The following is a 23015-nucleotide window of genomic DNA, read 5'->3' as shown; positions in this document are numbered from 1 at the left end:
CGCACGCGGCCCGGACCCTGCCCCACGGCGCGGCCCGTCCCCGGTACTCCGGGGGCGGGCCGCACCCGTTCCCGGCCTGATGAGAGAATGCGCAGCATGAGTTTCCGTACCGACGGCGAGAAAAGCCGACCCAGCCGCAGGACTCTCCTTCTGGCGGGAGGTGCCGCCCTCGCGGGAATCGCCGGTACCGGAATCGTTTTCTCCGCAATGTCGGACGAGGAAGAGCCGGAGAAGGAGTACGGGACCCATGTCGGGGAATTCGACATGGCCCGCGCCGAGAAATTCATGGCACCCGCCGCGCTTTACAACAAGACCGGCCCGCAGTCTTTTGCATTCGATGACGAAAACGAATTCGTCTACACCCTCCAACTCGTTCAGGGCGGAATAGAGCTGCCCGGCGAAAGGGGGGCGCTGACCACCGGCTCCCGCCGCAAGTACGGGGACATGTGCGTCACGAAGCTCGATTTCGAGGGGAAGATCCGCGGGCACATGTACCTGCGGGGATTCGGGCACGGCATATCCCTCGGGGTGGAGCCCGCCGGCCGCCGCACCTACCTGTGGGTCGAGGGCGACGCCGACCAGAAGACCGGCTACGGGCGCACCGTCACCCGGGTGCCGTTCCGCGACGGGGAGGTCCTCGACAGCTCCGAGGACGGGGTGCGCCACCAGGAGCCGCTGCCGGGCGCCCTGGCCACCCATCCGGCCCTCGACCTGGAACGCCGCCGGGTGCTCGTGAGCTTCCGCGAGGGCACCGAACGCCGGTACGCGATCTACCCGATGGATCGTTTCCGCAAGGGGAGCCACGGCGCCGAGCACGAGCTGGCGGACGTCTGGCAGCGGGACGGCGAGTCCTTCCAGGGCTGCGCCCTGTACGGGGACCACATCTACCAGCTGACCGGCAGCCCCTACACGGACGACGAAGGGGAGAATCCGCCGTCCGACGGAGGAAATACGTACGTCGCGGCCATCAACGTGCAGACGGGCAAGCCGGCCGGACGCCAGCTGGTGACGGCGGCGCCGGACCTGGAGTTCCGGGAGCCCGAGGGAATCGCGGTGCGCCTCGCGGACGGCCGCCCGCAGCTGTGCGTGGGCTTCTCGGTGAAGAGCGGCGACCGGCGCAAGCTCACTGTGTATCGCTTCACACCCTGAAGACCCGGGGCGGGGGCCGGGTTCCGGATAAATCGCCGGACCGTAGCCGGGCGGGCACGCAGCGTCACATTTCATTGCGCGCCTATCACACTGGGGTCAGCTGTTGATGAACTCCAGTGACGGTGTTTGCCCGGCGTTTCCGCTGCGGTCATTCGACGGTTCAGCGGGGGCGACTTTGATGCCTATACTACTGCGGCACTTAACAAGATCCTTACAGCCGGGAGGCCATGCCGCATGGGCAGGCAAAGCCGTCAGGCAGCGCTGGGCGTTCTCATCAGTGCTGCCCTGGTGCTCAGCTTTCTCGGCATGATGGCAGCGGTGGCGATGGCCTCGCTTCCGATCTTCGTGTACGCCGCCGCGATCAGCTACGGCGCCGACCTCATGCTGCACAGCGCCGAATCCTCGACGCTCGACCGGCTGCGCGACTCCCGCTTCGGTCTGACGATCCGCTTCCTGATCCGGCAGTTCCTGCTGCTGGCCCTCTGCGGGTCCATCGCCGAGCTCGACTCCTTCGTGGCCAAGATGGCCTCCCTGGGCCTGCTGCTGCTCTTCGTGCTCCAGCTGGTCTACGGCGCCATCCTCAAGCGCGTCCGCAGCAAGCGGGCCGAGCTGCCGTTCACCACGCGCGGCCTGGACATGGAGCTGCTCGGCATCCGGCGCATGCCGCACCCGTTCCTGATGGACAAGCACGTCCGCAAGATGCTGCACCTGGACGTCCCCCTGGTGGCGGGCGCCCTCGGCACCATCGCCACGGACGACTGGCGCTTCGTGACCTTCGGGTCCATCGCCACGGTCTGGGTGGCCTTCGTGGCCGTCCTGGTGCTGCTGCCCGGCGCCTGGAACGCCCTGCTGCTGCCCACCGGCGACGAGGCCCTCGACGAGCTCAACCGCCAGCTGGAGGGCTACCGCCCCCAGGTCGCCCTGTACTTCACCTTCGCCGCGATCTCCCGGGACTTCATGTACCAGGTGAACATGTGGCTGGAGGCCCTGGAGGCCCTCGACCTGCGGCCGATCATCGTGCTGCGCGAGCGGGCCACTCTGCGCTACCTGGACGCGACCTCCGTGCCGGTCATCTGCGTGCCCAAGGCCGACAACCTGGCCCGGGTCGAGATGCCCGAGCTGCGGGTCGCCCTGTACCCCGGCAACGCGGGCAAGAACGTCCACATGCTCCAGCGCGCCGAGGTCAAGCACGTCTTCATCGGCCACGGCGACAGCGACAAGCTGGCCTCCAGCAACCGCGTGAGCAAGGTCTTCGACGAGATCTGGGTGGCCGGCCGGGCCGGGCGCGACCGCTACGAGCGCATCAAGCACGCCGTCACCGCCGGCCAGATCGTCGAGGTCGGCCGCCCCCAGCTGATGACCCTGCACCACTGGACCGGCCGCGTGGCCGGCAAGGTGCCCACCGTCATCTACGCCCCCACCTGGGAGGGCTGGACCGACGACGCCTGCTACACCTCGGTCATCCCGGCCGGCGAGAAGCTGATCCGCACCCTGCTCGACCACCCGCAGGAAATCCGGATCATCTACAAGCCCCACCCGCTGACCGGCACCCGCTCCCCCGTCGCCCTCGCCGCGCACAAGGCGATCATCGCCCTGCTCGAAGAGGACAACGCGGTGCGGTTCGGCCGCAACCTGGCCGAGTCCAAGACGGCCGCCCGCAAGCTGGCCCGCATCGACAAGCGCATCGCCGAGCTCTCCGAGCGCGGCGTCCGGTCCAAGTACCCGGACCTCACCGAGGAGGAGCGCACCGCGCGCATCCGCGGCAGCCGCAACCAGGCCGGGGCGCTGTACTGGGAATCCCTGCCGGAGTCGGCCCACCACGTCGTGGTCGACCGCATTCCGGCGCTGTACGACTGTTTCAACCACTCGGACCTGCTCATCGGAGACATGTCGAGCGTGGTGTCCGACTTCGTGGCGACCCGGAAGCCGTACGCCATCTTCAACCTCGAAGGGCTCCCGGACACCGAATTCCGGAACGAGCAGCGCACGGCGTACGCCTCGTACCTGCTCGACATGGACTGCGGCGGGCTGGACGCGGCGATCGACGCGATGCTCCACCCGGAGAACGACGTCATGGCGCACTACCGCGAGCAGCTGAAGGAATACCTCCTCGGCCAGGATTACCCGCCGTCGACGGTCCGATTCAACAACGCCGCGAACGACCTGTACCGGCGCGGTCTCCGCGATTTCCCCATCGAGTATCCGGAACATCCCGAGCAGCCCCGCCTCCCGGCGTAGTTCCTTCGGCCCACCGGCATCCCGACCGATTCCCCTCATCTCTCTCAGGAAGCAGGAGACCTTGTCCCACAGTGCATCCCGACGCCGTACCGTCGCCGTCGTCCTTGCCGGTGGCACCGGTCAGCGCATCGGACTCGAGATCCCGAAGCAGCTTCTGAAGATCGCCGGCAAGCCGATCCTCGAGCACACGCTGCACATCTTCGAGCACGCGCCGGACATCGACGAGGTCATCGTGCTGATGACCCCCGCGTACACCGGCGAGGCGGAGAAGATCGTGACCCGGGCCGGCCTCAAGAAGGTCTCCCGGGTGCTCGCCGGCGGCTCCACCCGCAGCGAGACCACGAACATCGCCATCGCCGCGATCGCGGACACCCTCGGCGAGGGCGAGGACTGCAACCTGCTCTTCCACGACGCGGTGCGCCCGCTGCTCTCCCAGCGCGTGGTCAAGGAGTGCGTGGAGGCCCTGGAGCGCTACCAGGCGGTGGACGTGGCCATCCCGTCCTCGGACACGGTCATCGTCACCCGCACCCACGGGGACGACGGCGAGTTCATCACCGAGGTCCCGGACCGCTCCCGGCTGCGCCGCGGCCAGACCCCGCAGGGCTTCTGGCTGTCCACGATCCGCCGCGCGTACGAGCTGGCCGCCGGGGACCCGGCGTTCCAGGCCACCGACGACTGCTCGGTCGTCGTGCGCTACCTGCCGGACGTCCCGGTGCACGTGGTCATGGGCGACGAGTACAACATGAAGGTCACCCAGCCCGTCGACGTGTTCATCGCCGACAAGCTGTTCCAGCTCGCCTCCTCGCTGGCCCCCGAGGAGGCCGGCGACGAGTTCTACCGCGAGCAGCTGGCCGGCAAGACCATGCTGGTCTTCGGCGGCTCGTACGGCATAGGCGCCGACATCGCGCGCATAGCCGAGGGCTACGGCGCCCGCGTCTTCGCCCTGGGCCGCTCCACCACCGGCACCCACGTGCAGAACCCGGACCACGTGGACGAGGCCTTCGCCCAGGCGTACGCCGAGACCGGCCGGGTGGACTTCGTCGTCAACACCGCCGGCATCCTGCGCGTCGGCCGGCTCGCCGAGACCGACAACGACGCGATCCGCGAGGCGCTGGAGGTCAACTACCTCGCCCCGGTGAACATCGCCCGGTCCGCCTTCAAGTACCTGAGCGAGACCAACGGCCAGCTGCTGCTGTTCACCTCCAGCAGCTACACCCGCGGCCGCGCGGACTACAGCCTGTACTCCTCCACCAAGGCCGCCATGGTCAACCTGACCCAGGCGCTGGCCGACGAGTGGGCCGGCGACCGGGTCCGCGTCAACTGCATCAACCCGGAGCGCACCGCCACCCCGATGCGCACCAAGGCGTTCGGCCAGGAGCCCGAGGGCTCGCTGCTGTCCTCCGAGTCGGTGGCCCGCAGCTCGCTGGACGTGCTCCTGTCCGAGATGACCGGCCACATCATCGACGTGCGCCAGCAGGACCCGACCATCCCGGCGCAGCGCTCCGGCTTCGACGCCGCTCTCGCGTCCGTACTGAGCCGGTCCTCGGAGGACTGATGACCCACCCCGCAGGCCAGGGACAGCGCCCGCGCATCTTCGTCGCGGGCGGCTCCAACGCGGTCAGCCGCCCGTACAGCTACCTCCCCATGGCGGGGTGGGTGCAGGCCATGCCGCTGTTCCTCACGGACCACGTCGAGGTCGTCAACTGCGCCCGCGCCCGCGCCAGCTCGAAGAGCTTCCGCGAGCGCGGCCGGCTCCAGTGGATCCTCGAGAACATGTCGCCGGGCGACTACCTGCTGTTCGGCTTCGGCCAGAACGACGTGAAGCCCGACCCCGGCCTGCACACCAAGCCGTTCTCGACCTTCATCGAGCACATGTCGGCGTACGTGCACGGGGTCCGGGAGGCCGGCGGCCACCCGGTGATCATGCTGCCGTACGAGCGGCGCCGCATCGACCGGCACGGCAACGTGTCCCGGTTCCTCGGCGACTACCCGCTCGCCGCGCAGCAGCTGGCCGAGGACGAGCACGTACCGGTGATCGACCTGTACCGGCAGAGCCTGCAGTGGTGGGAGGAGCTCGGCCCGGAGAACTCCAAGCCGGTCTTCGTCTACCTGCGTCCGGGCGAGCCGCTCCAGGCGAACGTCCAGGACGCGGACAACGTGCACCTGCGGGCCGAGGGCGCCGTGGAGGTGGCCCGGTTCGTGGTGCGCAGCATGCTGGAGCAGGGCGTGATCCCCGGGCACTGGGGCCGCGACCTCGACCGCCGCCGCTTCTCGTACGACGAGATGGGCTGGCTGGACGAAGAGACGTTCTGGCACCGCACCAAGACCCGCGTGTCCAAGTACCCCGGCAAATAAGGAGCCCGGCGCGTGAACCACCTGCTGTGCCGGGGCCGGATCCTCGGCGAGAACCCGGCCCTCGGCCTCGTCTACGCGGGCCTGTACTGCTCCGCCGACCCGTTCCGCGGGGTCCGGCCGGGCGAGACCGTCCAGCTCGGCCTGTCCGTGGCGCCCGGCGAGGGTGCCTCGCACGGGTACGCGTACCTGCCGGAGGCCCCCCTGGTCGGGGCCGCCGAGATCGAGGCCGTGCAGGGGCTGGAGTACTTCCGCGAGCAGAAGTGGTTCCGGGTGCGCGCCGACGGCGGCACCACCGGCACCGGGGTCATCCAGCTGCGCGTCAAGGACCCGGTCAGCGCGCGCCGGATCCGGCCGCAGATCATGGTCGGCATGCCGGACTCCACGGGCCGCAAGGTGCTGCGGACCGGCAAGCTGAGCGACGAGGCGCTGATCGTGCTGCGTCCCAAGGCGCCGGGCCTGCGGCTGGTGGCCGAGCCGGGGCAGACGGCGTCCGTGAACGTGCTGGCGGCGGTGCCCGCGGGCAGCTCGGCGGTGTCGGTGACCCGGCCGCGGCACGGCAAGTCCGAGCTGTCGTACGACGGCTGGGTGACGTACGCGCCCGAGCCCGGCTTCACCGGCTACGACCGCTTCGAGTACACGGTGAGCACGCCGGCCGGCGGCACGCTGTCCTCGCACGTGAACGTCCTGGTCGGGGCCGGGCACCACGCGCCCGGGGTGTTCCCGGAGCAGCGGACGACGGCCCCGTTCCGGCCCTGGCAGTGGCCGGAGCTGGTCGGCGAGATGCCGTGGCCCCGCCCGGACCAGTCCGCGCAGAACCGATGAGGTGCATTCGACCATGAGCTCTGCCTGGGTGCGACCCGGAGACATCAAGGACGTGACGGTCGCCGTCCGCGTCTGCAACCACGCCGCCGTGATCGACGCCTGCCTGGCCTCCCTGACCACGCAGACCATCGGCACCGAGCGGCTGGAGATCATCGCCGTCGACGACGGTTCCACCGACGACAGCGGTGCGATCCTGGCGCGCGCGGCGCACGCGTACCACTCGTTCATGCGGGTGGGGCAGGTGGCGCGCGGGCTGAGCGCGGCGGCCGCCCGCAACTGGGCGCTGAGCCAGGCCTCCGGGCGTTACGTGATCTTCCTGGAGGCCACCGACCGGCTGGCGCCGGGCGCACTGGAGGCGATGGTCGCCTCGGGTGACCGCAACGAGGCCGACGTGGTGCTGGGCAAGCTGGAGAGCTCGGGCCGGCACACGGTGGCGACCTCCATGTTCCGCAAGAGCCAGACGCACACCGATCCGTACTCCTCGAAGGTGTACTGGTCGCTGACCCCGGACAAGCTGTTCCGCACCTCGATGGTGCAGCGGCGCGGGCTGGCCTTCCCCTCGGACATGACCATCGGCGACGACCAGGCCTTCACCGCGGCCGCGTACATCGGCGCCGACAACATCTCGGTGGTGGGCGACACCACCTGCGTGATCAAGGGACCCAGCCAGGCCGCCCGGGTCTCGCTGGCGGAGCGGGTCTCGCTGGTCTCGCGGATGCTGCGGCTGGTCGACTCGCTGCTGCCGCCCGGCGCGCAGCGGGACAAGCTGCACTCGCGGCACCTGGAGGTCGAGCTCGGCAAGGCCACGGCCACGGCGCTGCTGAACCCGACGGATCCGCACGACCGGGAGCAGACCCTGTGGGCCGCCTCGGAGGTGCTGCGCACCCAGGTCTCCCCGGGGGCGATGGCCCTGCTGCCGCGCATGGTGGCGGTGCGCTTCGCGCTGCTGGCCGCGGGCAAGTTCGCGGAGGCGGAGCGGATGGCTGCGTTCGAGGTGGACAAGGACCGCCCGGGCGTGCGCAAGACGGTGGAGAACGGGCGGGTGTACACCTCCCTGCCGTTCTTCCGGGACCCCTCGGTGAACCTGCCGGACGAACTGTTCGACATCACCGAGGACATGACGGTCAGCCAGGAGCTGCAGAGCATGAAGTGGAACGGCTCCCTCCTGCTGCTGGACGGCTACGCCTTCTACGAGCAGCTGTCGACGAAGGAGCGGGCCACGCGCGTGGTGATGCGCGAGCGCACCACCGGGCAGGAGGAGTCCTTCTCCGTCACGGCCCGCCGGGACGACAACCTGACGAACGCGAAGGGCAACACCCGCGCCATGGGCCGGTTCTCCTCGCGCATCAACCTGGCGCAGACCTCCAGCGGCTGGCCGGTGCCGCCGGGCATCTGGGACCTGTACCTGAAGGTCAGCTTCGAAGGGGTGACCCGGGAGGTCCGGCTGGGCCCGAAGCGGGCCCCGGAGCTGGACACGATGGCCCGGCTGCCCGTGGTCATCGCGCCCTCGCCGACGGTGCAGGGCATGGAGCTGGTGGCGACCCCGCACTACACGGCCGCGGGCGGGCTGAGCATCGAGGTGTCGCAGCGGACCCCGCTGCCGTCGCGCGGCTGAGCGCCCGTACGCAAGGAGCCCGGTACGACGGGCCGGTGGAAGCCGGCCCGCGGTACCGGGCTCTTGCGCGTCGGGCTGCGGGAGCCGGGCTCAGACCGCGGGAGCGGGGGCGCCGGGCTCAGACCGCGGTGTGCCAGGGGCCGAAGGCCAGCCCCTCCTGGGCCGGGTCCTGCCGGGCGAGGACCAGGTTGCCCGCCCGGTCGAAGGCGCCGACGACGAGGCGCCCGGAGCCGTCCACGGCCGGCTGGGGGCTGTGCAGGCCCTGGCCTCCGAGGGAGGTCCACCAGGCCCCGTAGCCCTCGTTCTCCGTGACGTAGGCGCTGAGTTCGATGTCGCCCTGGGCGCCGGTCTGCGCGAGGACGGTGCAGTCGTAGCCGCCGATGGGGGCGCGGCAGACGCCCGCCGGGCCCTGCCCGCCCGCCCCGCCGAGGGCCATGAGCCCGCCCTGGACCTCGCGGTGGGGGGCCCGCCAGGCGACGAGCGAGCCGTCGCCGGGGTAGCGCCAGAAGTACGTGGCCCGGCCGCGGCCGGTCTCGCAGACGACCGGGGTGCCGGGGACCACGGGGGTGCCGATGCGGTCGGCGAGGCGGAAGCGGCCCTGTCCGGCGCCGCTCCAGCGGTCGATGCCGGCGGGGCCGAAGGCGAGGAGCTCCAGCGGGGCCCCGGCGGGCATCACGGCGGCCAGCTCGCCGCCGTAGGGCTCGGGGGTGACCTGCTTCCAGCCGCCCCAGGCGCCCTCGGAGTTGCGGCTGCGCCGGACGATGCCGCCCTGCCGCAGCGAGACGAGGATGTGCACGGATCCGGAGCGCTGGTTGACCGCGATGCGCGGGGGGCCGGTGAGGCGGTCGCCGACCGGGCCGCCGCGCACGCCGGGTATGCCCAGGTTGTGCCAGTCGGTGAGGGCGCGGCCGGACTGGAACTGGGTGGCGAAGGCGATTTCCAGTCCGTCGCCCTCGCCGTTCACGGGGTGCCGCAACACCGCGAAGTGGACATATCCCTCGCGGTTCTGGGCCAGGGCGACGGTTCCGGTCCAGCCCGGGACCTCGATGCGCTCAGGACCGCTCCAGCGGTCCTCCGCAGCGGCTCCCTCGGTCCAGCGGACCAGGCCCTCGGGGGTGGCGGCGTAGGCCGTCAGGCGGCCGTCCCCGGCCCGGAACAGCCGTTTCAGGGCAGGGCCGAGCGGCGCGGGGCCGTGGCCGCCCGCGGCGGCTTCCGTCCCGGATGTGGAGACCGCGGCCCTGTTGCCGCCCCTGCCACGGATCACAGCGCCCGCTGCCTTTCCGTCGTTCCCGTCGTACCGGCCGTCCGCCCGGTACGGGCCGTTCGCCCTCTGCCCACTGTCACGCCCCGGTGTGAAAGCCCCTGCAGACCTCGCCTCTCGAACGTCTCGAAAGTCTGTCTATTATTCACACCATCCTTGAATCGACGGCTGGGCAGGTACACCTCAGGCCCCCGTCGCTCGCACGCCACCCTAGCGTCCCGACGGAAGGGCCCGACGAGCCATGACCCAGCAGACCGGCACCTCCCGGCGCCGCCGGAAGCCGCCGAAGAGCCGTGCCCGGCGCGCGTTGACCATCGCGCTGGTGTCGCTCGGCGTCCTCGTCGTGGTCGTCGCGGGTGCGGGCTGGTGGCTCTTCAGCCACCTCAACAGCAACATCGACAGCGTGGACCTGGACAAGGCCATCGGGGACAACCGCCCCGAGAAGGTCGCCACCGGCGCCCAGAACATCCTGGTCCTCGGCTCCGACTCGCGCAGCGGCGCCAACGCCGAGCTGGACCACGGGGACGTCGGCGGCACCGCCCGCTCCGACACGGCGATGCTGATGCACATACCCGAGGGCCGCGCGAAGGTGACCGCGGTGAGCATCCCCCGCGACACGCTGGTGACGCGGCCGGAGTGCCGGAAGGAGGACGGCAGCACCCTGCCGTCCAAGAAGCGCGTGATGTTCAACTCCATCTACACCGTGGCCGGTCCGGCCTGTGTGGTGAACACGGTCGAGCAGATGTCGCGCGTGCGCATCGACCACTTCGTCGAGGTGGACTTCGCCGGGTTCAAGGGCCTGGTGGACGCGCTGGGCGGGGTGACCGTGACCGTCGAGGAGCCCATCAAGGGCGGCAAGGGCGGACTCCAGCTGGAGCCCGGCACCCACAAGCTCGACGGCACCGACTCCCTGAAGTTCGTCCGTACCCGCTACGGCTACAAGGACGGCAGCGACCTCGGCCGCATCGGACTCCAGCAGCAGTTCATGCTCGCGATGCTCACCGAGATCAAGAAGCAGGACGCCTTCGGCAACCCGGCCCGCCTCTACAAGCTCGCCGACGCCGGCACCAAGTCCCTGACCACCGACTCCGAGCTGGGCTCCCTCACCGCGCTCGCCGACTTCGCCAAGAGCATGAAGGGCGTGGACGCGAACACCATGGAGACCATCATGCTCCCGGTGGCCTACGACAAGGTGGACCCCAACCGCGTGGTCGCCGCCCAGCCGCAGGCGGACCAGCTGTGGGAGGCCCTGCGCAACGACACGCTGATCCCGGCCTCGGCGAAGAAGTCCCCGGCCACCAGCGGCTGATCCGGGCGTACGCGCCGCAGGAGGCCCCGGCACCCCCGCCACGACGGCGGGCGGTCCCGGGGCCTCCCTGCGTACGCACGCGCCTGCCGCGGCTGCCGCGGCCCCGCTCAGCGCGGGGTCATCGGCGGCTCGGTGGGCTCCTCGGGGGCTCCCGGGGCGGGCGCCCGCTCCAGGCCCCTGCCGAGCCGGCTGTGGGAGCGTCCGTACAGGAAGTACACGGCGAAGCCGATGACCATCCAGATGGCGAACCGCAGCCAGGTCTCGGCCGGGAGGTTCAGCATCAGCCACACCGAGGCCGCGATCGACAGGATCGGGATCAGCGGCACCAGCGGGGTGCGGAAGGCCCGGTGCAGGTCCGGCCGGGTGCGGCGCAGGATGATCACGCCGAGGGCCACCACCACGAAGGCGAAGAGGGTGCCGATGTTCACCAGGGTCGCGAGCTCGTTGATGCTGGTGAAGCCCGAGACCACGGCGATGACCACGCCCAGCAGGACGGTCGGCCGGTACGGGGTGCGGAACTTGGGGTGGGTCACCGAGAAGAACCGCGGCAGCAGCCCGTCGCGGCTCATCGCGAAGAACACCCGGGTCTGGCCGAGCAGCAGGATCATGCAGACGGTGGTCAGGCCCACCGCCGCGCCGAAGCTGATGATGCCGCCGTACACGGGGTGCCCGGCGTCCTTGAAGGCGTCGGCCAGCGGAGCGCTCGTCGACAGCTTCGAGTAGTGCTGCATGCCCGTGACCACGAGGGAGACCGCGACGTACAGCACGGTGCAGATGAGCAGGGAGCCGAGGATGCCGCGCGGCATGTCCTTCTGCGGATGCTTGGTCTCCTCGGCCGCGGTGGCCACGACGTCGAAGCCGATGAAGGCGAAGAAGACGACGGAGGCGGCCGTGAAGATGCCCATGACGCCGAAGTTGGTGGGCTCGTAGCCGAACATGAGCTGCACCAGCGGTGCGTCGAGCCCCGAACCGCCCTTCTGCGGCTGCGCGTCGGGGATGAAGGGCGAGTAGTTGCTGCCGGTGATGAAGAACAGGCCGGCGATGATGACGATGAGCACCACCGTCACCTTGATGGCCACGACGAGGGCGGTGATGCGCGCGGAGAGCTTCACCCCCACGACCAGGATCGCGGTCAGTACGAGGACCAGGAGGAAGGCCAGCAGGTCGAAGGTGCCGCCCGCGACGTCCGGGCCCTGGAGGGAGACGGGCAGGTGGATGCCCGCGTTGTCCATGAGCGAGCGGACGTACCCGGACCAGCCGACCGCGACCACCGCGGTGCCGAGGGCGAACTCCAGCACCAGGTCCCAGCCGATGATCCACGCCGGCAGCTCGCCGATCGAGGCGTACGAGAAGGTGTACGCCGAGCCGGCCACGGGGACGGTGGACGCGAACTCCGCGTAGCACAGGGCGGCGAGGGCGCACACCACGCCGGCGGCCACGAAGGCCAGTGCCGTGGCGGGTCCCGCCGTCTCCTTGGCCACCTTGCCCGTCAGTACGAAGATGCCGGTGCCGATGATCACACCGACGCCGAAGACCGTCAGGTCCCAGGCCGAGAGCGATTTCCTGAGCGCGTGCTCGGGTTCTTCGGTGTCGCGGATCGACTGCTCGACCGTCTTGGTGCGGAAGGGTCCCGAGACCTTGCCGGGGCGCCCAGGCCCCGCGTCCTGCGATGTGCTCACCGGAATACCTCCACGCTGTCACGCGAATGGGCCGGTCGGACCACCCTTCAAGGGTGACCCGACCGGCCCGTGCCGTGCAACGCGAGCGATCACTACCGACCGGTAGCAGGGCCGTTTCCGGCCGTCCGGTCAGTCGCGGGCGATCTCCGCCGTCTCGGCCTCGAAGCGCCCGTCCAGCTTGGCGACCAGGCCCGTGACCTGCCGCGCGATGTCCGGGGCGGTCAGGCCGATCTCCGCGAGGATCTCCTTGCGGAGCGCGTGGTCGAGGAAGCGCTGCGGGATGCCGAAGTCGCGCAGCGGCACGTCCACGCCGGCGTCCCGCAGGGCCTGCGAGACGGCCGCGCCCACCCCGCCGGTGCGGCCGTTGTCCTCGACGGTGACGACCACCCGGTGGCGCTCGGCGAGCGGGGCGAGGGCCTCGTCCACCGGCTTGACCCAGCGGGGGTCGACCACGGTGGTGGAGATGCCCTGCTTGTCGAGCAGGTCGGCGATCTCCAGGCACATCGGGGCCAGGGCGCCCACGGAGACCAGGAGCACGTCCGGCCGCTTGACCTCGGGGGCCGGGGTGCGCAGCAGGTCCATGCCGCCGACGCGGCCCACGGCCGGGACGGCGGGGCCGACGACGCCCTTGGAGTAGCGCACGACGGTCGGGGCGTCCTTGACCTCGACGGCCTCGCGCAGCTGGGCGCGCAGCTGCTCGGCGTCGCGCGGGGCGGCCAGCCGCAGACCCGGCACGACCTGGAGGATCGACATGTCCCACATGCCGTTGTGGGAGGCGCCGTCGTCGCCGGTGACCCCGGCCCGGTCCAGCACGAAGGTGACCCCGCACTTGTGCAGGGCCACGTCCATCAGGACCTGGTCGAAGGCGCGGTTGAGGAAGGTGGCGTACACGGCGAAGACCGGGTGCACCCCGCCGGTGGCCAGGCCGGCCGCCGAGGTGGCGCCGTGCTGCTCGGCGATGCCGACGTCGTAGATGCGGTCCGGGAAGGCGTCCGCGAACTTCTTGAGGCCGACCGGGTGGAGCATGGCCGCGGTGATGGCGACGATGTCCTCGCGCTCGTGGCCGAGCTTGACCATCTCGTCGGCGAAGACGGAGGTCCAGCTGGCGGAGGCGGCCTTGACCGGCAGGCCGGTGTCGGGGTGGATGACGCCCACCGCGTGGAAGCGGTCCGCCTCGTCCTGGACGGCCGGCTCGTAGCCGCGGCCCTTCTGGGTGAGGCAGTGCACGATGACCGGCCCGCTGAACCGCTTGGCGCGGGTCAGGGCGGACTCCAGGGCCTCGATGTCGTGGCCGTCGATCGGGCCGATGTACTTCAGGCCCAGGTCCTCGAACATGCCCTGCGGGGCGATGAAGTCCTTGAGGCCCTTCTTGGCCCCGTGCAGGGTCTCGTAGAGCGGCTTCCCGACCACGGGGGTGCGCTCCAGGATGTCCTTGCCGCGGGCGAGGAAGCGCTCGTAGCCGTCCGTGGTGCGCAGGGTGGCGAGGTGGTCGGCGAGGCCGCCGATGGTGGGGCCGTACGAGCGCTCGTTGTCGTTGACGACGATGACGAGCGGGCGGTCCTTGGCGGCGGCGATGTTGTTCAGCGCCTCCCAGGCCATGCCGCCGGTGAGGGCCCCGTCGCCGATGACCGCGGCCACGTGGTGGTCGGCCCTGCCGAGCACCTGGTTGGCCTTGGCCAGGCCGTCGGCCCAGCCCAGCACGGTGGAGGCGTGCGAGTTCTCGATGACGTCGTGCTCGGACTCGGCCCGCGAGGGGTAGCCGGACAGGCCGCCCTTCGAGCGCAGCCGGGAGAAGTCCTGGCGGCCGGTGAGGAGCTTGTGGACGTAGGCCTGGTGACCGGTGTCGAAGAGGACCTTGTCCTTCGGGGATTCGAAGACCCGGTGCAGGGCGATCGTCAGTTCCACGACGCCGAGGTTGGGGCCCAGGTGCCCGCCGGTCTTGGAGACCGCGTCGACGAGGAAGGACCTGATCTCTGCGGCCAGCTGGTTCAGCTGCTCCGGGCTGAGCCGGTCCAGATCGCGCGGTCCCTTGATGCGGGTCAGCAGCACCCGTGCCTCCTTGCAGTTGCTTGCTGGTCTGTCGAGTCTAATGTTCCGCTCGCGGCGTCGGTCATCGGGCGGCCCCGGCAGGGTCACACCATTGTCATACCTGTACACATCCCCGCGAGGGCACACATCACGAACGGGTGATCGCACGCACAGGTGCCCGGCGCCACACGGAGTGGCACCGGGCACCGGGCGTACGACCGGTCGGCGCTGGTGGCGCGCCTGCCGGGTGGGGGTGGCTAGGCGCGGCCCGCCGTCTTCTGCGTCTTGCGGGTGATCGAGTCGATCACCACGGTGGCCAGCAGGACCGCACCCGTGATCATGTACTGGATCGGGGTGGCGATGCCCTGCAGTGCGAGACCGTACTGGATGGATGTGATCACCATGACACCGAGCAGGGCGTTCCACGTCCGGCCGCGGCCGCCGAAGAGGCTGGTGCCGCCGATGACGGCCGCCGCGATCACGTTCATCAGCAGGTCGCCGGCGCCGGCGCTCTGGTTGGCGGCGGCGATCTTCGAGGCCCAGAACAGGCCGCCGACGGCCGCGAAGGTGCCGGCGATGGAGAAGACCGCGATGCGGACGGCGGCCACGTTGATGCCCGCGCGCCGGGAGGCCTCGACGCTGCCGCCCAGCGCGAAGATCTTGCGGCCGAAGGAGGTGCGGCGGAGCAGGAAGTCCGTGCCGACCAGGACCACCAGGAACAGCAGGACGGCCAGCGGCAGGCCCTTGTACTGGTTGAAGACCGCGGCGGCGCCGAACGCGACCACGGCGAGCAGGCCGGTGCGCAGGGCGATCTCGCCGACCGGGCGGGAGGGCACGCCCGCGGCCGTGCGCCGCCGGCTGTCGAGGAAGGCGCTCACGAAGTAGACCGCGACGGCGACGAAGGCCAGGCCGTACGCGGCGGCCACATCGCTGAAGTAGTACGTGGTGAGCTTGCCGACCACGCCCTCGGAGTCGAGGTTGATGGTGCCGTTGCTGCCCAGGATCTGGAGCATGAATCCGGACCAGAACAGCAGGCCGGAGAGGGTGACGGCGAAGGCCGGGGCCCCGATCTTGGCGAAGAAGAAGCCGTGGACCGCCCCGATGGCGGCGCCGCTGGCGAGGGCCACGAGGATGGCCAGCCACTCGTTGACGCCGTGGGTGACGGCGAGGACCGCGACGATCGCGCCGGAGACTCCGCTGACGGAGCCGACCGACAGGTCGATCTCGCCGAGCAGCAGCACGAAGATGATGCCCACGGCCATCATGCCGGTGGCCACCATCGTCACGCCGATGTTGTTGAGGTTCTCGGCGGAGAGGAAGTTGGAGTTCAGGCTCTGGAAGATGGCGCAGATGACCACCAGGCCGATGACGACCGGGAGGGAGCCCAGGTCGCCGGCGCGCATCTTGCGCTTGAACTCGTTCAGGTAGCCGGCCAGGCCCTGCTCGCGGACGAGCAGGCGGGGGTCCACGACCGGGATGGCGTCCGCGGCGGCGGCGGGGTTCGCCAGGTCCGCCACGGCCTCTTCGCCGTGGTGCTCTGGGGCGTGGTGTTCGGTGCTCACTTGCGAGCCTCCCCGGTACGGGCCGCACGGCGGGTCACGGCGTTGTCCGTGGCGCCCGTGATGGCGGAGATGATCTCTTCCTGCGTGGTGTCGGCGACGCTGAAGACGCCGTTGTTGCGGCCGAGCCGCAGGACCGCGACCTTGTCGGCCACGGCCTTCACGTCGGCCATGTTGTGGCTGATGAGGATGACCGCGTGGCCGCGCTCGCGCAGCCGCTCGACCAGGTCGAGGACCTGGGCGGTCTGCTCGACGCCGAGGGCGGCGGTGGGCTCGTCGAGGATGACGAGCTTGGGCTCGCCGAGCATCGAGCGGGCGATGGCCACGGTCTGGCGCTGGCCGCCGGAGAGCGAGGCGATCGGGATGCGGACGCTGGGGATGCGGATCGACAGGGTGGTGAGCAGCTCGCGGGCGCGGCGCTCCATCTCCACCTCGTCGAGCACCCCGCGGCGGCGCAGCTCGCGGCCCAGGAACAGGTTGCCGACCACGTCGATGTTGTCGCACAGCGCGAGGTCCTGGTAGACGGTCGCGATGCCCAGGTGCTGGGCGTCCTGGGGCCTGGTGATCGACACGGCCTTGCCTTCCCATTCGATGGTTCCCTCATCGATGGGGTGCACGCCGGCGATCGTCTTGACCAGCGTGGACTTTCCGGCGCCGTTGTCGCCGACGAGGGCGACGACCTCGCCGGCGTGGATCTCGAGCTCTACGTCGGTGAGCGCCTGGACGGCACCGAACCGCTTCGAGACCCCTCGCAACGCCAGCACGGGCGCAGCGGTCACATGAACCATCTCCTTCGCCGCCTGACCGGCGGGGATGTCGTACAGAAGAGCTGGGGTGGGGTGGGGAGCTGGGGAAACGTTTCAGCGGGGATTCGCCCGTACGGGGAAACGTCTCCTGTTCCATCCGGCGCCCCGCCGTGGCGGGGTGGGAGGGGCGGGGCGCCGGACAGGCTCGGGGAGGTCCCGGACCGGGGCCCTCGGGCCCGGCCGGGAGCGGCCTCGCGGGGAGGCCGGGGGCCTTACTTCAGGCCGACCTTGGCGCAGGCGGCGGCGTACTTCGCGGTGCAGATCTCGTCGGCGGAGTACACGCCGTCCTTGACCACAGTGTCCTTGATGTTGGCCTTGGTCAGCGAGACGACCGGGACCAGCACGGACGGGACGCCCTTGGTGGTGGGGCTGTCCACGGTGGACTTGGCGACGGAGTCGAGCTTCTGGCCCTTGGCCAGCGCGACGGCCATCTCGGCGGCGGCCGCGGCCTCGGGGGCGTACGGCTTGTAGACGCTCATGAACTGCTCGCCGGCGACGATGCGCTGCACGCCCGCGAGTTCGGCGTCCTGGCCCGTGACGGGGGGCAGCGGGGTCATGCCGGCCGCCTTGAGGGCCGTGATGATGCCGCCGGCCATGCCGTCGTTGGCGGAGTACACGCCGATGATCTTGTCCTTGCCGAGGGCCGTGATCGCGCCCGCCATGTTGGTGTTGGCGTTCTCCGGCTTCCACTCGACGGTGTCGTACTCCTTGCCGATGTTCACCTTGCCGTCGAGGACGGAGTGCGCGCCCTTCTTGAACAGGGCGGCGTTCGGGTCGGTGACCGAGCCGTTCATCATGACGATCTGGCCGGACTTGGCCTTGTCGCCCAGGGCCTCCAGCAGGGCCTTGCCCTGGACCTTGCCGACCTCTTCGTTGTCGAAGGAGGTGTACGCGTCGATCGGGCCCTCGGCCAGGCGGTCGTACGCGACGACCGGGATGCCCGCGTCCTTGGCCCGCTTGACCGCGCCCGCGATGGCCTTGGAGTCCACCGCGTCCAGGATCAGGACGTTCACCTTGTTGGTGATCATGGTGTCGACCTGCGAGTTCTGCGCGGTCGCGTCCTGCTTGGCGTTGGCGTAGATCACCTCGGCCTTGCCGCCCGTGAGCTCGGCGATCTTCTTCTCGATGAGCGGCTTGTCGAACTTCTCGTAGCGGGCGGTCTGGTTCTCCGGCAGGAGCAGACCGACCTTGATGGCGTCGCCCGCCGCGGGGCTGCCCGACTCCTTGGTCTTGTCGCCGGACTCCTTGGCGGAGCCGCAGGCGGCGAGGGACACGGCCATCGCGGTGGCCGCGACGGCGACAGCTGCACGGCGCATACGCGTGTTCATCTTGTGAACCTCCCTGACGAGGCCGCGTCCTTGCGGCCGAGGTGTGACGTGAGTCAACTCGGCCGCACCCTTGTCGTCAAGGAGTGAAGACTTAACGAGATGACAACGGTGCCATTCGTTATCTAACTGAACACAGCAAAGGTGGCCGCAGAGAGACCTGCGGCCACCATGGGGCATGCGGGCGGGCGGATCCGGGAGGTCACCCCGGCAGCAGCGTGGAATCACCCATCTCGCTCAGCACCAGCGCCAGCGCGCCGAGCACCTCGGCCCGGCTGCCGAGCGCGCCCGTGGCCACCGCCAACTGCCGTGCCGCGCTGGGGATCGCGTACCGCGACACGGAGTCGCGTATGGGTGCGAGGACCAGCTCGCCGGCCTCGGCGAGGCTGCCGCCGAGCACCACGCGGCTGGGGTTGAGCAGGTTGCAGAGGTTGGCCACCCCGCTGCCGATGTGCCGGCCCACGTCGGCGATGACCCGGCGGCAGCCGGGATCGCCCTCCCGGGCCAGCCGGACCACGCCCTCCATGGTCAGATCCGGGCCGTGGGTGCCCTGGAGCAGCGGCAGTACGTAGCGGGCCGCCGCGAAGGTCTCCAGGCAGCCGCGGTTGCCGCAGCGGCACACCGGCCCCGACTCGTCCAGCGTGATGTGCCCGATCTCCCCGGCGGTGCCCCCCGGGCCGCGGTAGATCTGCCCGTTGATGACCAGTCCGGCGCCGACGCCGCTGGCCACCTTGATGTACGCGAGGTCCTTGACCCCGCGCCCGCTCCCCCACACCAGCTCGCCCAGGGCCCCGAGATTGGCGTCGTTGTCCACGTACACGGGCACGCCCAGGCGCTGGGAGAGCTCCTGGCGCGGGTTGATGCCCGCCCAGCCCGGCAGGATCGCGGTGGAGCCGAGGGTGCCGGACTCCACGTCGATCGGGCCGGGCACGCCCAGGCCCACCCCGATGACCTTGTCCCGGCCCACCCCGACGGTCTCGATCAGGCGTCCGACCAGGAACTCCGCCCGGTCGAAGCCGTCCGCCCAGGACGCGTCCACGTCCAGCGGCTCGGCCTCCTCGGCGAGCACCTGGTGGGCCAGGTTGCCGACCGCCACCCTCAGGTGCTCGTGGCCGAAGTCCACGCCGATCACGATGCCCGCGTCACCGCTGAGCGAGACGCTGCGGGCCCGGCGGCCGCCGGCCGAGGTGTCCGCGACCTCGACCGTGCCGCCCTCCTTCAGCTCGCGCACGATGTTGGACACCGTGGCAGCCGACAGGCCGGTGGTACGGGCGATCTCCGCCTGGGTCAGCGAGCCCGCGAGCCGCACGGCACGCACGACCCGTTCGAGATTCGCCCGGTGCAGTGACGACTGCGAACCCGGAGTCTCCACGCCTCATCCACTCCTGCCCGTTGACGACGGCCCGCCGTCGCCCCCCGGCCGGGGCCGCCCGCAGGTCTCCCTGGCGAGCGAGACCCCGGCGTCTCTCCAACTTGTGAACCCTAAGTCGAGCCTTTGGGTATCGACACGTCAAGAGGCCGACGCCGCTCGAATCGGCCACTACCGGTCATAAGTATGAGAGATCCGGCCCAGGAGTTCGTGTTACGGTCGCTGAGGCGCCGGTGCTCTGCGGCCCACCGGCCGGACCGGGCGCCTGTACGTGACCGCACGAGGCGAGGAGGTGTTCGGGATGAGTCCCGATCGAAGTTCCCGCCGCGTGCTCGCCGGCTGACGCCCGGCCCCGCCTGACGCCCGGCGCCCTCCGGCACCCCGGGACCCCCTGAGGTCCCGCGCCGGCCCGCGCCCGCATCCGCGTCCGCCGCGCCCGCCGCACCGCTCCGCCTCTGACGCCTCCAGGCCTTCCGGACCTCCAGGCATCCAGGCCTTTCACACCTTTTCCGCACCGACGTTCCTTCCGCATGCCCTGAAGCGCCCCCGGGCGCCCCGAAGGGATGCAGTACGCCCGTGCCGGCCCGGCCGCGCCCCTGCGGCTCCCCGCGCCGGCCCGCGACCACTCCGGGTGACCGGACGGCTCCGCTCCGTCCGCACGCGCCCCGGAGGGAGGCACCCATGACCCTGCTCACCCCCCTGACCCCCCGCAAGCTCGCCCCGCCGGGCCCCCGCCGCCGCGAGCGCAAGGCCGCCGAGCTGGAGGCCCGTACCCGCGAGGCCGGCCGCCGGCTCGCCGGGTTCGCCGCCGCCCCGGCCGTCTCCGTCCTCCAGGAGTTGGACGCCTGCCGCTCGGGGCTCACCCACGCCGAGGCCCTCGCCCGGCTGGAGCGGCACGGCCCCAACCGCATCGCCCAGGAGCGCGCCCCGCGCTGGTTCGTCCAGCTGGCCGGGGCGTACGCCAACCCCTTCATCGGGGTCCTGGTCTTCCTCGCCGCCGTCATGTACGTACAGGACCCGGCCGACCCGGGCGTGGTCATCCTGTCCGTGATGGTCGCCGTCTCCGGCCTGCTCCGCTTCTGGCAGGAGTACCGCTCCGGCCGCGCCGCGGACGCCCTGGCGCAGCTCGTGACCACCACCTGCGCGGTGCAGCGCCGCGCGGGCAGCGGCCACCTGCCGACCACCGTGGAACTGCCCATGGACCGGGTGGTGCCCGGCGATCTGGTGCGGCTCGCCGCCGGCGACCTCGTCCCGGCCGACCTGCGCCTGATCGCCTCCAAGGACCTGATGGTCGGCCAGGCCGCGCTGTCGGGCGAGTCCCTCCCGGTGGCCAAGCAGGACATCCCCGCCGAGGACCTCGGCCGACCGGGGACCACCGACCCGGTCGAGGCCGGCAACCTGTGCCTGATGGGCACGTCGGTGACCTCCGGCACCGCCACCGGCGTGGTGGTCGCCACCGGTTCCCGCACCTGGTTCGGCTCGATGGCCGGCTCCCTGGCCGGAGAGCGTCCGCAGACGAACTTCGACACCGGCGTGCGCAAGGTCAGCTTCCTGCTGATCCGGTTCATGCTGGTGATGGTCCCCGTGGTGTTCGTGCTCAACGGGCTCACGAAGGGCGACTGGGACGAGGCCTTCCTCTTCGCCGTGGCCGTGGCGGTGGGGCTGACCCCCGAGATGCTGCCGATGGTGGTCTCGGCGAACCTGGCCCGCGGCGCCGTCGCCATGGCGAAGCGCAAGGTGGTCGTCAAGCGCCTCAACGCGATCCAGAACCTGGGCGCCATGGACGTGCTGTGCGCGGACAAGACGGGCACCCTCACGGAGGACCGCATCGCCTTGGACCGCCACCTCGACGTGTACGGCAACGAGGACGCCGAGGTCCTGGAGTACGCCTACCTCAACGCGCACTTCCAGACGGGCCTGCGCAACCTGCTGGACCAGGCGGTCGTCGACCGCGTCGACGAGGCCGAGGAGGTTGTCGTCGACGCACGGTTCACGATGGTCGACGAGATCCCCTTCGACTTCGCCCGGCGCCGGATGTCGGTGGTCCTCAACCGCAACGGGCTGCTCGGCGCCGCCGGCCGCCCGGAGCACGTCATCGTCACCAAGGGCGCGGTGGAGGAAGTCCTCGCCCTGTGCACCCATCTGACCCACCGCGGGGAGCGGAGCCCGCTGACCGCCGAGCTGCGCGCCGGGGCCGCGCGGACCGCCGAGGAGCACAACCGCCGCGGGCTGCGGGTGCTCGCGGTCGCCACCCGGACCGTGGCGGATCCCAAGGACGTGTACACCGTGGCGGACGAGGAGGGCCTGACCCTGGTCGGCTTCCTCGCCTTCCTCGACCCGCCGAAGGCCGACGCGGCCGCCGCCCTGCGGGGCCTGGCCGGCAAGGGCGTGGCCGTGAAGGTGGTCACCGGGGACAACGACCTGGTCGCCGCCCGGGTCTGCACGGAGGTCGGCATCGACGTCGGCCGCGTGGTCCTGGGCAGCGAGACCGACGGCCTCGACGAGCCCGCGCTGCGCGACCTGGCCGCCCGTACGACGGTCTTCGCCAAGGCCAACCCGGTGCAGAAGGCCCGGATCGTCCGGGCCCTGCAGGCCGGCGGGCACACGGTCGGCTTCCTCGGGGACGGCATCAACGACGCGGCCGCGCTGCGGGACGCCGATGTCGGCATCTCGGTGGACACGGCGGTGGACATCGCGAAGGAGTCCGCCGACATCATCCTGCTGGAGAAGGACCTCGGCGTGCTGGAGCAGGGGGTGGTCCAGGGCCGGACCACCTTCGGCAACACGGTCAAGTACATCAAGATGACGGCCTCGTCGAACTTCGGCAACGTCTTCTCGGTCCTGGTCGCCTCGGCGTTCATCCCCTTCCAGCCGATGCTCGCGGTGATGCTGCTGGTGCAGAACCTGGTCTACGATCTCGCCCAGCTGGCCACCCCCTGGGACCGCATGGACGAGGAGTACCTGCGCCGGCCCCGCAACTGGGACGCCCGCGGGATCGGCCGGTTCATGGTGGCCATCGGCCCGATCAGCTCGGTCTTCGACATCGCGATGTTCCTGATCATGTGGAACGTGTTCGGTGCGGACAGCGAGGCGCACCAGGCGCTGTTCCAGTCCGGCTGGTTCGTCGAGGGGCTGCTCTCGCAGACCCTGGTGGTCCACATGATCCGCACCCGGAAGATCCCGTTCCTCCAGTCCCGCGCCTCCTGGCCGGTGATGGCCGCCACGGTGCTCGCGGTGCTGGCCGGGCTCTGGCTGCCGTTCTCCCCGCTGGCCGGCGCCCTGGGCTTCGTACCGCTGCCGGCCGCGTACTTCCCCTGGCTGGTCGGGGTGCTGCTGGCCTACTGCACCCTGACCCAGCTGGTGAAGACCGCGTACATCCGCCGGTTCGGCACCTGGCTGTGAGCACCGGAGCGGGGGGGGGGGGGGGGGGGGGGGGGGGGGGGGGGGGGGGGGGGGGGGGGGGGGGGGGGGGGGGGGGGGGGGGGGGGGGGGGGGGGGGG

At 70.9% G+C, this 23015-nt stretch carries 15 protein-coding genes; 8 read left to right on the top strand and 7 right to left on the bottom strand.

The annotated features are described in order from the left end of the window. Positions 1 to 207 precede the first annotated feature (207 nt). The 6 genes from ACZ407_RS30625 to ACZ407_RS30600 all read left to right on the top strand — a co-directional run bounded on the left by ACZ407_RS30625 (position 208) and on the right by ACZ407_RS30600 (position 8179). On the top strand, positions 208 to 1149 hold the full coding sequence (locus ACZ407_RS30625) for a phage baseplate protein (RefSeq protein WP_468133976.1): 942 nt from the start codon (positions 208 to 210) through the stop codon (positions 1147 to 1149). 306 nt (positions 1150 to 1455) lie between these two features. Next, positions 1456 to 3387: a hypothetical protein gene (locus tag ACZ407_RS30620; RefSeq protein WP_468133974.1), complete on the top strand. Its 1932-nt coding sequence runs from the start codon at positions 1456 to 1458 to the stop codon at positions 3385 to 3387. A 61-nt stretch (positions 3388 to 3448) separates the two neighbouring features. Next, positions 3449 to 4942 (top strand): SDR family NAD(P)-dependent oxidoreductase, encoded by a 1494-nt coding sequence (locus ACZ407_RS30615; protein WP_468133972.1) that lies wholly within the window; start codon positions 3449 to 3451, stop codon positions 4940 to 4942. Further along, positions 4942 to 5742, top strand: coding sequence for a rhamnogalacturonan acetylesterase (locus ACZ407_RS30610; protein ID WP_468133971.1), 801 nt, complete (start codon positions 4942 to 4944; stop codon positions 5740 to 5742). Before ACZ407_RS30615 ends, ACZ407_RS30610 begins: the two co-directional genes overlap by 1 nt. A 12-nt stretch (positions 5743 to 5754) precedes the next feature. Beyond that, positions 5755 to 6564 (top strand): Ig-like domain-containing protein, encoded by an 810-nt coding sequence (locus ACZ407_RS30605; RefSeq protein WP_468133969.1) that lies wholly within the window; start codon positions 5755 to 5757, stop codon positions 6562 to 6564. Between the two features lie 13 nt (positions 6565 to 6577). After that, positions 6578 to 8179, top strand: coding sequence for a glycosyltransferase family 2 protein (locus ACZ407_RS30600; protein ID WP_468133967.1), 1602 nt, complete (start codon positions 6578 to 6580; stop codon positions 8177 to 8179). A gap of 118 nt (positions 8180 to 8297) precedes the next feature. Here ACZ407_RS30600 and ACZ407_RS30595 read toward each other — a convergent pair whose 3' ends face one another. Next, positions 8298 to 9443 carry a hypothetical protein gene (locus ACZ407_RS30595; protein WP_468133965.1) on the bottom strand — a complete coding sequence of 382 codons (1146 nt, stop codon included), beginning with the start codon at positions 9441 to 9443 and terminating at the stop codon, positions 8298 to 8300. Between the two features lie 238 nt (positions 9444 to 9681). Between ACZ407_RS30595 and ACZ407_RS30590 the strand changes: the two genes are divergently transcribed. Continuing rightward, positions 9682 to 10749, top strand: a complete 1068-nt coding sequence (locus ACZ407_RS30590; RefSeq protein ID WP_468133963.1) for an LCP family protein — start codon at positions 9682 to 9684, stop codon at positions 10747 to 10749. A 107-nt stretch (positions 10750 to 10856) separates the two neighbouring features. Here ACZ407_RS30590 and ACZ407_RS30585 read toward each other — a convergent pair whose 3' ends face one another. The 6 genes from ACZ407_RS30585 to ACZ407_RS30560 all read right to left on the bottom strand — a co-directional run bounded on the left by ACZ407_RS30585 (position 10857) and on the right by ACZ407_RS30560 (position 19518). Then, positions 10857 to 12428 carry an amino acid permease gene (locus tag ACZ407_RS30585; protein ID WP_468133961.1) on the bottom strand — a complete coding sequence of 524 codons (1572 nt, stop codon included), beginning with the start codon at positions 12426 to 12428 and terminating at the stop codon, positions 10857 to 10859. Positions 12429 to 12557: 129 nt separating this feature from the next. After that, a complete protein-coding gene (dxs, locus tag ACZ407_RS30580; protein ID WP_468133959.1) occupies positions 12558 to 14477 on the bottom strand; it encodes a 1-deoxy-D-xylulose-5-phosphate synthase in 1920 nt (639 codons plus the stop codon). A gap of 236 nt (positions 14478 to 14713) precedes the next feature. After that, entirely contained in the window at positions 14714 to 16018 is a 1305-nt protein-coding gene (locus tag ACZ407_RS30575) for a sugar ABC transporter permease (RefSeq protein ID WP_468133957.1), read from the bottom strand. Further along, positions 16015 to 16803 (bottom strand): ATP-binding cassette domain-containing protein, encoded by a 789-nt coding sequence (locus ACZ407_RS30570; RefSeq protein WP_468133955.1) that lies wholly within the window; start codon positions 16801 to 16803, stop codon positions 16015 to 16017. The genes ACZ407_RS30575 and ACZ407_RS30570 overlap by 4 nt, the downstream gene beginning before the upstream one ends. 230 nt (positions 16804 to 17033) lie before the next feature. Beyond that, a complete protein-coding gene (locus ACZ407_RS30565; RefSeq protein WP_468134082.1) occupies positions 17034 to 18137 on the bottom strand; it encodes a substrate-binding domain-containing protein in 1104 nt (367 codons plus the stop codon). 211 nt (positions 18138 to 18348) lie between these two features. Then, complete coding sequence (locus ACZ407_RS30560) at positions 18349 to 19518, bottom strand: ROK family transcriptional regulator (protein ID WP_468133953.1); 1170 nt, start codon at positions 19516 to 19518, stop codon at positions 18349 to 18351. Between the two features lie 678 nt (positions 19519 to 20196). Here ACZ407_RS30560 and mgtA point away from each other — a divergent pair. Then, a complete protein-coding gene (mgtA, locus tag ACZ407_RS30555) occupies positions 20197 to 22917 on the top strand; it encodes a magnesium-translocating P-type ATPase (protein ID WP_468133951.1) in 2721 nt (906 codons plus the stop codon). Positions 22918 to 23015: the final 98 nt, after the last annotated feature.

This window comes from Streptomyces sp. NPDC030809, from assembly GCF_055572195.1.
This window is presented reverse-complemented; position numbering and strand designations above follow the sequence as displayed.

Bases quoted from the DNA above. Each gene is read 5' to 3' on its own strand.
- ACZ407_RS30625 (WP_468133976.1), top strand. From the start codon at position 208: ATGTCGGACGAGGAAGAGCCGGAGAAGGAGTACGGGACCCATGTCGGG.
- ACZ407_RS30620 (WP_468133974.1), top strand. From the start codon at position 1,456: ATGATGGCAGCGGTGGCGATGGCCTCGCTTCCGATCTTCGTGTACGCC.
- ACZ407_RS30610 (WP_468133971.1), top strand. From the start codon at position 4,942: ATGACCCACCCCGCAGGCCAGGGACAGCGCCCGCGCATCTTCGTCGCG.
- ACZ407_RS30600 (WP_468133967.1), top strand. From the start codon at position 6,578: ATGAGCTCTGCCTGGGTGCGACCCGGAGACATCAAGGACGTGACGGTC.
- ACZ407_RS30590 (WP_468133963.1), top strand. From the start codon at position 9,682: ATGACCCAGCAGACCGGCACCTCCCGGCGCCGCCGGAAGCCGCCGAAG.
- ACZ407_RS30570 (WP_468133955.1), bottom strand. From the start codon at position 16,803: ATGGTTCATGTGACCGCTGCGCCCGTGCTGGCGTTGCGAGGGGTCTCG.
- ACZ407_RS30565 (WP_468134082.1), bottom strand. From the start codon at position 18,137: ATGCGCCGTGCAGCTGTCGCCGTCGCGGCCACCGCGATGGCCGTGTCC.
- mgtA (WP_468133951.1), top strand. From the start codon at position 20,197: ATGACCCTGCTCACCCCCCTGACCCCCCGCAAGCTCGCCCCGCCGGGC.